Below are 7,966 nucleotides of genomic sequence, written 5' to 3'. Positions count from 1 at the left end.
AGAGTCCTACACCTGGCTATTCGTCGGCAGCGTCAGATGTGTATACGAGACAGCACTTGAGTGGGCCGAGGCGGGAGGGAGAGTGGTTCAGGCCGGTAGCGGCGTCATTTATTGATCGTCACTGCTCGAGATGATCTACTCACGCATGACCACGTCAACCGTCGCTCCTGGCGGCTGGCAGAACAAGTACTGATGGGGAACAGCGTGAAGTCGCTGAATGTGAAGCGAGTTTTGGTGGCGGCAAGTATCGCCGCAGCGGCAGCAGTTGTGCCGATCGTGACGGCGGCTCCGGCGTCGGCCACGCCGCTCGAGTGCATAAATTACCTGGAGCACCAGGGCTATCCAGTTGGTCCGAAGGTGATTAATTCCTGCAAGAACGGGGACTCCGGCAGCGTGGTTATCCGGCAGTCGTGCCCCGTCACCCTTGTGTCGTTCGGCGTCAAGTCCAATCACGCCGCCACCGCATGCCGTGCGGCGCGGGCCTAGGCATTGCATCCGTAGGCTCGTGTTTGGAGGGGGTAGAACGATGTCCCCTCCAAACACGTTCGGTCGCTTCAGAGCTTGACGCGGACTTCCCCGCGGAACTTGGCTGTCGTTTCAGCGGCCTCGTCGAGGTCGGCGGACTTGCCGGACAGTGCGCTCGCCGCGTCCACGTTCACCAGGAAGCCGATGGTGCTGTGGTCGCCCCAGACGCACGTCGCCGTAGACATCTCGCTGGGACCTGAGGTGGAGCCGGTCGAGCCGGAGCCGCCCAGGTCGACCTTCATCTCCTGGCACTTGAGGACCGCCCCGTTGAGGCCGGCCGGGTTGTACTCCTTGGGCTGGCCGACGAGGGTGACGTCCTTTGAGCCGCCGTTCTTCGCGTCCTTCTCCATCTCGGAGAACATCGCGTCGACGACCGTCTCGGGGTCCTTGATATCGCCGTAGACGCCGCCGAAGTTGAGAGCCTTCACTGCCAGCGGGTTGCTTTCGTCCCCGGACTGGTATGCGGCCTGGACGTCCTTGGCGTTCTTCACGCCGTACTTCTCGGCTTCCGCGAGGTCGCCGGACGTCATGCCGCCGCCGGCGCCACTGCCCGACGAGCTGTCGTCCTTCTTGTACGTGCTCAGCACGGTCGCTGGCGTCGTCAGCTTGTGCGGACCGTCGTCTTTGATGCCGCCCTCGTCGCCTCCGCCGTCCGCCACGTCCGAGGAGCCGCTCTTGCCGTTGCCCTTGTCGTCGTCACCGCCCGCGAAAACGAAGTAGCCGCCGACGGCGGCAGCGGCGACCACGGCGACTGCGGCGATGATCAGGCCGACCTTCTTGCCGCCGCCCTGCGGGGGCGGAGGCGGCGGGACCTGCCCGTAGGGAGCCTGCGGCTGCTGCCCGTACGGGCCCGGCTGCTGGGGCTGGCCGTAGCCGCCCTGCTGAGGGGCCTGCTGCGGGTAGCCGTAGCCGTAGCCGGGCTGGGGTGCCTGCGGCTGCTGGCCATACGGTCCGGGCTGCTGGGGCTGCTGCCCGCCGTACGGGCCCGGCTGGTTGTAGCTCATGAGTGGTTTCCCCCTGAGTGCGTTTATGTGATTCCGACATCCTGACGGAAGCGGCCCCGGCCGAATCGACCGGGGCTGCCGAGACCGGGACCGCAGCGACCGATTTCAGCCCACCGGGACTGACTGCCTTGGGAGGTGAAGCGGTGTTGTACTGCATAGATCCCCAAAGAGGACCTATGGATCAAGCCGTATCTGCCTATCCCCATGGTGTTGCTCGTGAGCCGGATGATGCCCTTGATCATGACCAGGCGGATGCCTGAATGAATGCGAAGGTGGTGGCGAGTTACGGCTACAACGTGGGCCCAAAGGTGCGCAAGGCGTGCAGCAACCACGGAGTGTCGGGGTATCAGAAGTGCATTCAGCAGCTGGTGAACACAGGAGTTCGGTTCGAGCACGCAGTACCTGCGTGTAACGCGGCGTGAACTGACTTGGGGCCCCGCCGAGCGGCGGGGCCCTTCGCCACCTGGGTGTGGGGTGTCAGGCCTTGACGCGCACTTCCTTGCGGAACTTGGCGGTTGTGTCGGCGGCGTCCTCGGGAGTGGACCCCTTGCCTGTCGCGATGCTGGCCAGGTCCATGGGCATGGTGAAGCCGATGGTGCTGTGGTCGCCCCAGATGCAGTACGTCATATTCATTTCCTTCGGCTCGCCCGTGCTGCCTCCGGAGTTGTCCACCTTGGCCTGCTGGCACTTCAGGACCGCGCCGTCGAGGCCATCGGGCTCGTACGCCTTCGGGTCGCCGACGAGCGTGACGTCCTCGTCCGAACCGTCCTTCTCGGACTCCTTCTTCATGTTGGCGAACATGGCGTCGACGGCGTTCTCAGGGTCTTCGATCTCGCCGTAGACGCCGCCGAACTGGATCATCTTCTGCGCCAGCGGGTTGTCCTTGTCGCCGGACTGATAGGTGGCGCTGACGTCCTTGGGGTTCTTCACGCCCCACTTCGCGGCGTCGTCCAGGTCGGACTCGCTCATGCCCCCGCCGCCCGAGCTGTCGCCCTTCTTGTACTCGGAGAGCACCGTCGCGGGCGTGATCAGCTTGTGCGGGCCGTCGTCCGCCACGTCGCTGCCGCCGTCCTTGCCCGCCGTGAACCACCAGACGCCGCCCGCGATCGCCACCAGGGCCACTACTACGCCGATGATGAGTCCGGTCTTCTTGCCGCCACCGGCGGGCGGGGGCGGCACCTGCCCGTACGGGGCCTGCTGTCCGTACGGCGCCTGCGGCTGCTGGCCATAGGGTCCGGGCTGCTGCGGCGGAACTCCCTGCGGCGCCTGCTGGGGGTAGCCGTAGCCGGGCTGCGGGGCCTGCGGCTGCTGGCCGTAGGGGCCAGGCTGGCCCGGCTGCTGACCGTACGGTCCGGGCTGCTGCGGCTGCTGCCCGCCGTGCGGGCCCGGCTGGTTGTAGCTCATTTCCTGGGGTTCCCCTCCGGATGCTTATGTGTTCCGAACATCCTGACGGATGGCCGGGATGCATGGGGCGTCAGGAAGTTTTCGATGCGCAGTTGTTGAGGACCTGTTCCAGACGTCTGACGTACGAGGCCCGGCGCGGGTGGCTGTGCAGGGTCTTTCGTCGTGGTTTGTGAGCCGCTTCTTCGCGTGGGCCTCGCCGCGGTCTTGGGCCGCGGTCCGGCGAACCCTGCGGGCGGTGGCAGGGCACCTGCTCGAACAGAGCCGGGGCTGCTGCTCCGGGCCGCAACCGTTAGTCGACTACCCGGGCGCGGAGCGCCGGGCTTGCACAACGGGCATCACTGGCGATGATGCTGCGTTTGCGTCCAGCCCGCCACGCTGACGCGGTGGCGGGTCAGGGGCCGTCGACAGGGCCCCGCATCTCCACAACTCCCACGCACGCGCGCGGATGTTGCGGGAGCCGTTCCGGTCCGCGTGCGCAACGACGCCGCAGGACCTGCATACGAACCACGCCTGCGAGACCCGGTTCGCCTTGTCGATGTGGCCACATTCGGCACAGGTGCGGGAGGTGTACGCCGGATCGACGTGGACCACCGGCACACCCGCCTTGCGGGCCTTGTACGCGATGAACGCCCCCAGCTGGTGAAATGACCAGCTGGAGTGGGTGGCCCGCTGGGGCTTGCGAAGCCGTACCCGTTCGCGGATGCCGGTGAGGTCTTCCAGGGCGATTCCGCGACCGGTGCGTTCTGCCTCGGCCACCACATGTTTCGCGATCTTGTGGTTGATGTCTTTGGCGCGCCGCGCCTCCTTGCGCCTGCGCTTCTTCAACCGGCGCTTAGCGGACGGCGTGTTCTTTCTCTGGAGTTTCGTGCGCAGTTCCCGCTCCCGTAGCCGGACGCGGTTGAGTTCGCGTCCTGCCAGGATCTCGCCGTCACTGGTGGTGGCGATGTTCACGATGCCCAGGTCGACCCCGAGTCCACCGGATCGGTGTTCATGGGGACCTCGAGGACCTCGCAGGTCGCGTTCAAGAACCACATGCCGTCCCGGTGCACCAGATCGGACTCACCCCTGCGGTACAGGGCCAGCGTGGCCAGCTGCTCCGGACCAGCCGTGAAGGCCACGCTCTTCACCCGGCCGTGCACGGTCCAGATCGAGATCCGCTGCTCGGCGATCTGCCAGGACAGCATCCGATCGTCATAGGGCTGTGCCCCCTGAGGCCGGAAGACGACCGGCTTCTCCATCGCCCTGCGGCATCGCTTCGAGCCCGCCCCGCCCAGGTTCCCCGCCTTCAGGTTCGCCCTGAGCGTGGCGTATGCGTCACACGTCTAGAACATGGCGGAATTCCCGGCCCTCCGGTCAGGCACCGCCTGTCGTCGCTCCGCGCCGCACACCACCGGGATGGTCCGCACCGCTCACCGGATGTGATCTCTCCGGGTGTAAACGCCTGAGGTCCCTCGCAAGAACGCGCTGAAGAATCCGGTTTCGGGACGGGCCCGTGACACCTCTAAACTGAGCCCGTGACCGAGAACACTCAGCAGCAGAATCCAGCGCCCACCTCCGAACTGCCGACCCAGTACGCGCCGGCCGAGGTAGAGGGGACGCTGTACGAGCGCTGGGTGGACCGGGGCTACTTCGCCGCCGACGAGAAGAGCGAGAAGCCGCCGTACACCGTCGTCATCCCGCCGCCGAACGTCACCGGCTCCCTGCACCTGGGCCACGCCTTCGAGCACACGCTCATCGACGCCCTCACCCGCCGCAAGCGCATGCAGGGCTTCGAGACGCTGTGGCAGCCCGGCATGGACCACGCCGGCATCGCCACCCAGAACGTGGTCGAGCGCGAGCTCGCCAAGGAGGGCAAGTCCCGCCACGACCTGGGCCGCGAGGCGTTCGTCGAGCGTGTCTGGCAGTGGAAGGGCGAGTCCGGCGGGCAGATCTCGGGGCAGATGCGGCGCCTCGGCGAGGGCGTGGACTGGGACCGTGAGCGGTTCACGATGGACGAGGGTCTCTCGCAGGCCGTCCAGACCATCTTCAAGAAGCTGTACGACGACGAGCTGATCTACCGCGCCGAGCGCATCATCAACTGGTGCCCGCGCTGTCTGACGGCCATCTCGGACATCGAGGTCGAGTATCAGGATGACGATGGCGAGCTCGTCTCGCTGAAGTACGGGGACGGGGACGAGTCCGTCGTCGTCGCCACCACCCGCGCCGAGACGATGCTCGGTGACACCGCCATCGCCGTCCACCCGGACGACGAGCGGTACAAGCATCTCGTCGGCAAGCTCATCAAGCTGCCGCTGACCGACCGCTCCATCCCGGTCGTCGCGGACGAGCACGTCGACCCCGAGTTCGGCACCGGCTGCGTCAAGGTGACGCCCGCGCACGACCCGAACGACTTCGAGATCGGCCAGCGCCACGGCCTGCCGAACATCGCGGTCATGGACGAGCACGCGGTCATCACGGTCCCCGGCCCCTTCCAGGGGCTCGACCGGCTCGAGGCCCGCAGCGCCATCGTCGGCGCCCTGCGCGCCGAAGGACGGATCGTCGCCGAGAAGCGTCCGTACTCCCACTCGGTCGGCCACTGCTCGCGCTGCAAGACCACCATCGAGCCGCGCCTGTCGATGCAGTGGTGGGTCAAGGTCGGCCCCCTCGCGCAGGCCGCCGGTGACGCGGTCCGCGACGGCCAGGTCAAGATCCACCCGCAGGAGATGGAGAAGCGCTACTTCGACTGGGTCGACAACCTCCACGACTGGTGCATCTCGCGCCAGCTGTGGTGGGGCCACCGCATCCCGGTCTGGTACGGCCCGAACGGTGAAGTCGTCTGCGTCGGACCGGACGACGAGGCGCCCACCGGCGAGGGCTGGACGCAGGACACGGACGTCCTGGACACCTGGTTCTCCTCCGGCCTGTGGCCGTTCTCCACGCTCGGCTGGCCCGAGCAGACCGAGAGCCTCGAGAAGTTCTATCCGAACTCGGTCCTGGTCACCGGCTACGACATCCTCTTCTTCTGGGTCGCCCGGATGATGATGTTCGGCCTGTACGCGATGGACGGCACCCCGCCGTTCCACACGATCGTGCTGCACGGCATGGTCCGCGACCAGTTCGGCAAGAAGATGTCGAAGTCCTTCGGCAACGCGGTCAATCCGCTGGACTGGATGGACAAGTACGGCTCGGACGCCCTGCGCTTCACGCTGGCCCGCGGCGCCAACCCCGGCACGGACGTGCCGATCGGCGAGGACTGGGTCCAGGGCTCGCGCAACTTCGCCAACAAGATCTGGAACGCCACGCGCTTCGCGCTGATGAACGGCGCCACCACCGAGGGTGAACTCCCGCCCGTGGAGCAGCTGTCGGCCACCGACCGCTGGGTGCTGTCCCGGCTGAACGCGACGGTCGCCGAGGTCGACGCGTTCTACGACGACTACCAGTTCGCCAAGTTGTCGGACGCCCTCTTCCACTTCGCGTGGGACGAGGTCTTCGACTGGTACGTCGAGCTGTCCAAGACCACGTTCATGGGCGGCGGCGAGGCGGCGAAGGTCTCCGGCCGCGTCCTGGGCGAGGTCCTCGACGTCACGCTGCGCCTGCTGCATCCGATCGTCCCGTTCGTCACGGAGGCCCTCTGGACGGCGCTCACCGGCCGCGAGTCGGTCGTCATCGCCGACTGGCCGGTCGACAGCGGCTTCCGCGACGCCGGCGCCGAGCGGGAGATCGATACGCTCCAGCAGGTCATCACGGAGGTCCGCCGCTTCCGCGCCGACCAGGGCCTGCAGCCGGGCCAGAAGGTCCCGGCCCGCCTCACCCTGGACGGCACCGCGCTCGCCCCGCACGAGGCCGCCATCCGCCAGCTGCTGCGCCTCCAGCCGGAGGGCGACGCCTTCACGGCGACGGCGACACTGCCGGTCTCGGGCGCCACGGTCGCGCTCGACCTGTCCGGCACGATCGACGTGGCGGCGGAGCGCAAGCGCCTCGCCAAGGACCTCGCGTCCGCGGAGAAGGAGAAGGCGCAGGCCACGGCGAAGCTCGGCAACGAGGCGTTCCTGGCGAAGGCGCCGGACAACGTGGTCGACAAGATCCGCGGCCGCCTCACCAAGGCGGACGCCGACATCGCGCGGCTGCAGGCCCAGCTGGACGGTCTGCCGCAGGCCTAGTCACCCGAGTACGACGACAGGGAGGGCCCCGGAACCGCACGGTTCCGGGGCCCTCCCTTTTCCCGTCAGCTTCCCGTCAGCTCCCGTCACGCCGTACGCAGCCCGAGCCGCTCGAGCTCCGCCTCCGCGAGCGCGTCCAGGGTCGCCGGGTCGGCGTTGCGCCAGCCCTCGGCGAGGCTGCCCGGAGTCGCGTCGGGGATGGAGTCGGCGGTGGCGGCCACCTCGTCCAGGGGGCGGAGCAGCGAGCGCAGGGCGAGCAGTTCGCGGCCGTCGTCGCTCACGGCCAGCTCGTGCGCGGCGGCCGCCTGCCGGGTCCAGCGCAGCCGGCGGGGGAGCCAGCTGCCCAGGAGCAGGCCGACGGGTACGAGGAAGACGGCGACGGCGCCCGCGGTCACCGCGGCGCGGACGATCACCGGGTCCCCGGTGTCGGCGGCGTCCGCGACGCCCCGCAGCGCGGTGTCGACGCGGTGGCCGACCAGGGGAAGACGGGCGGCAGGGGAGCCGGGAGAGCCGGGAGAGCCGGGGGCGGGTGCGGAGGCGGCGGATCTGGCCGCGGCAGCAGGGAAGGCGATCTTGCAGGCCAGCCGGTACGCGACGACGGCGGCGGTGGACCAGAACGCGATCCAGAGCAGGATCGCGCCGTCGCCGGCGATCTGGCGGGCCCGGAGGCCGTAATTCTGGGCATACCACATGGTCCGATTTGACCCTTGGTACGCGGAACACGCGGGCAGCCGCGCCGGGTTGGGGGGTCGGCGTCGCCGAGACGGTCGAGTGCGGACCCCCTCGACCGTCTCGGTCCGCCCTTTGCGCGATAGACCAAATACCGCCGCAACGTGCGTGAAATCACTGAATTCATGACATACGCCCGATGGATCGGGCTGGAAGACCTTGGAT

General features: G+C 68.0%; 7 protein-coding genes. 2 read left to right on the top strand and 5 right to left on the bottom strand.

Annotated elements, in window-relative coordinates:
- The first annotated feature begins 111 nt into the window (after window positions 1–111).
- Window positions 112–486, top strand: a complete 375-nt coding sequence (locus E2651_RS20280) for a hypothetical protein (protein WP_135332587.1) — start codon at window positions 112–114, stop codon at window positions 484–486.
- Window positions 487–554: 68 nt separating this feature from the next.
- Here the strand turns inward: E2651_RS20280 and E2651_RS20275 are convergent, their stop codons facing one another.
- The 4 genes from E2651_RS20275 to E2651_RS46165 all read right to left on the bottom strand — a co-directional run bounded on the left by E2651_RS20275 (window position 555) and on the right by E2651_RS46165 (window position 4,171).
- Window positions 555–1,529: a hypothetical protein gene (locus E2651_RS20275; protein ID WP_135332586.1), complete on the bottom strand. Its 975-nt coding sequence runs from the start codon at window positions 1,527–1,529 to the stop codon at window positions 555–557.
- Window positions 1,530–2,006: 477 nt separating this feature from the next.
- Entirely contained in the window at window positions 2,007–2,933 is a 927-nt protein-coding gene (locus E2651_RS20270; RefSeq protein ID WP_135332585.1) for a hypothetical protein, read from the bottom strand.
- Between the two features lie 297 nt (window positions 2,934–3,230).
- A complete protein-coding gene (locus tag E2651_RS46170) occupies window positions 3,231–3,884 on the bottom strand; it encodes a transposase (protein ID WP_348541656.1) in 654 nt (217 codons plus the stop codon).
- Window positions 3,881–4,171 carry a hypothetical protein gene (locus E2651_RS46165; RefSeq protein WP_348541655.1) on the bottom strand — a complete coding sequence of 97 codons (291 nt, stop codon included), beginning with the start codon at window positions 4,169–4,171 and terminating at the stop codon, window positions 3,881–3,883. Before E2651_RS46165 ends, E2651_RS46170 begins: the two co-directional genes overlap by 4 nt.
- A gap of 276 nt (window positions 4,172–4,447) precedes the next feature.
- On the opposite strand from E2651_RS46165, the gene E2651_RS20260 reads away from it, so the two are divergent.
- Complete coding sequence (locus E2651_RS20260) at window positions 4,448–7,072, top strand: valine--tRNA ligase (protein ID WP_135332584.1); 2,625 nt, start codon at window positions 4,448–4,450, stop codon at window positions 7,070–7,072.
- Between the two features lie 86 nt (window positions 7,073–7,158).
- Here the strand turns inward: E2651_RS20260 and E2651_RS20255 are convergent, their stop codons facing one another.
- Window positions 7,159–7,764: a hypothetical protein gene (locus E2651_RS20255; RefSeq protein WP_135332583.1), complete on the bottom strand. Its 606-nt coding sequence runs from the start codon at window positions 7,762–7,764 to the stop codon at window positions 7,159–7,161.
- Window positions 7,765–7,966 lie beyond the last annotated feature (202 nt).

The sequence above is a fragment of the Streptomyces sp. MZ04 genome (genome assembly GCF_004684775.1).
In the GTDB taxonomy this organism is placed as follows: Bacteria; Actinomycetota; Actinomycetes; order Streptomycetales; family Streptomycetaceae; genus Streptomyces.
The sequence above is the reverse complement of the archived record's forward strand: the minus strand, read 5'-3'. Positions and strand labels throughout refer to the sequence as shown.

Bases quoted from the DNA above. Each gene is read 5' to 3' on its own strand.
- E2651_RS20275 (WP_135332586.1), bottom strand. From the start codon at position 1,529: ATGAGCTACAACCAGCCGGGCCCGTACGGCGGGCAGCAGCCCCAGCAG.
- E2651_RS20270 (WP_135332585.1), bottom strand. From the start codon at position 2,933: ATGAGCTACAACCAGCCGGGCCCGCACGGCGGGCAGCAGCCGCAGCAG.
- E2651_RS46165 (WP_348541655.1), bottom strand. From the start codon at position 4,171: ATGGAGAAGCCGGTCGTCTTCCGGCCTCAGGGGGCACAGCCCTATGAC.
- E2651_RS20255 (WP_135332583.1), bottom strand. From the start codon at position 7,764: ATGTGGTATGCCCAGAATTACGGCCTCCGGGCCCGCCAGATCGCCGGC.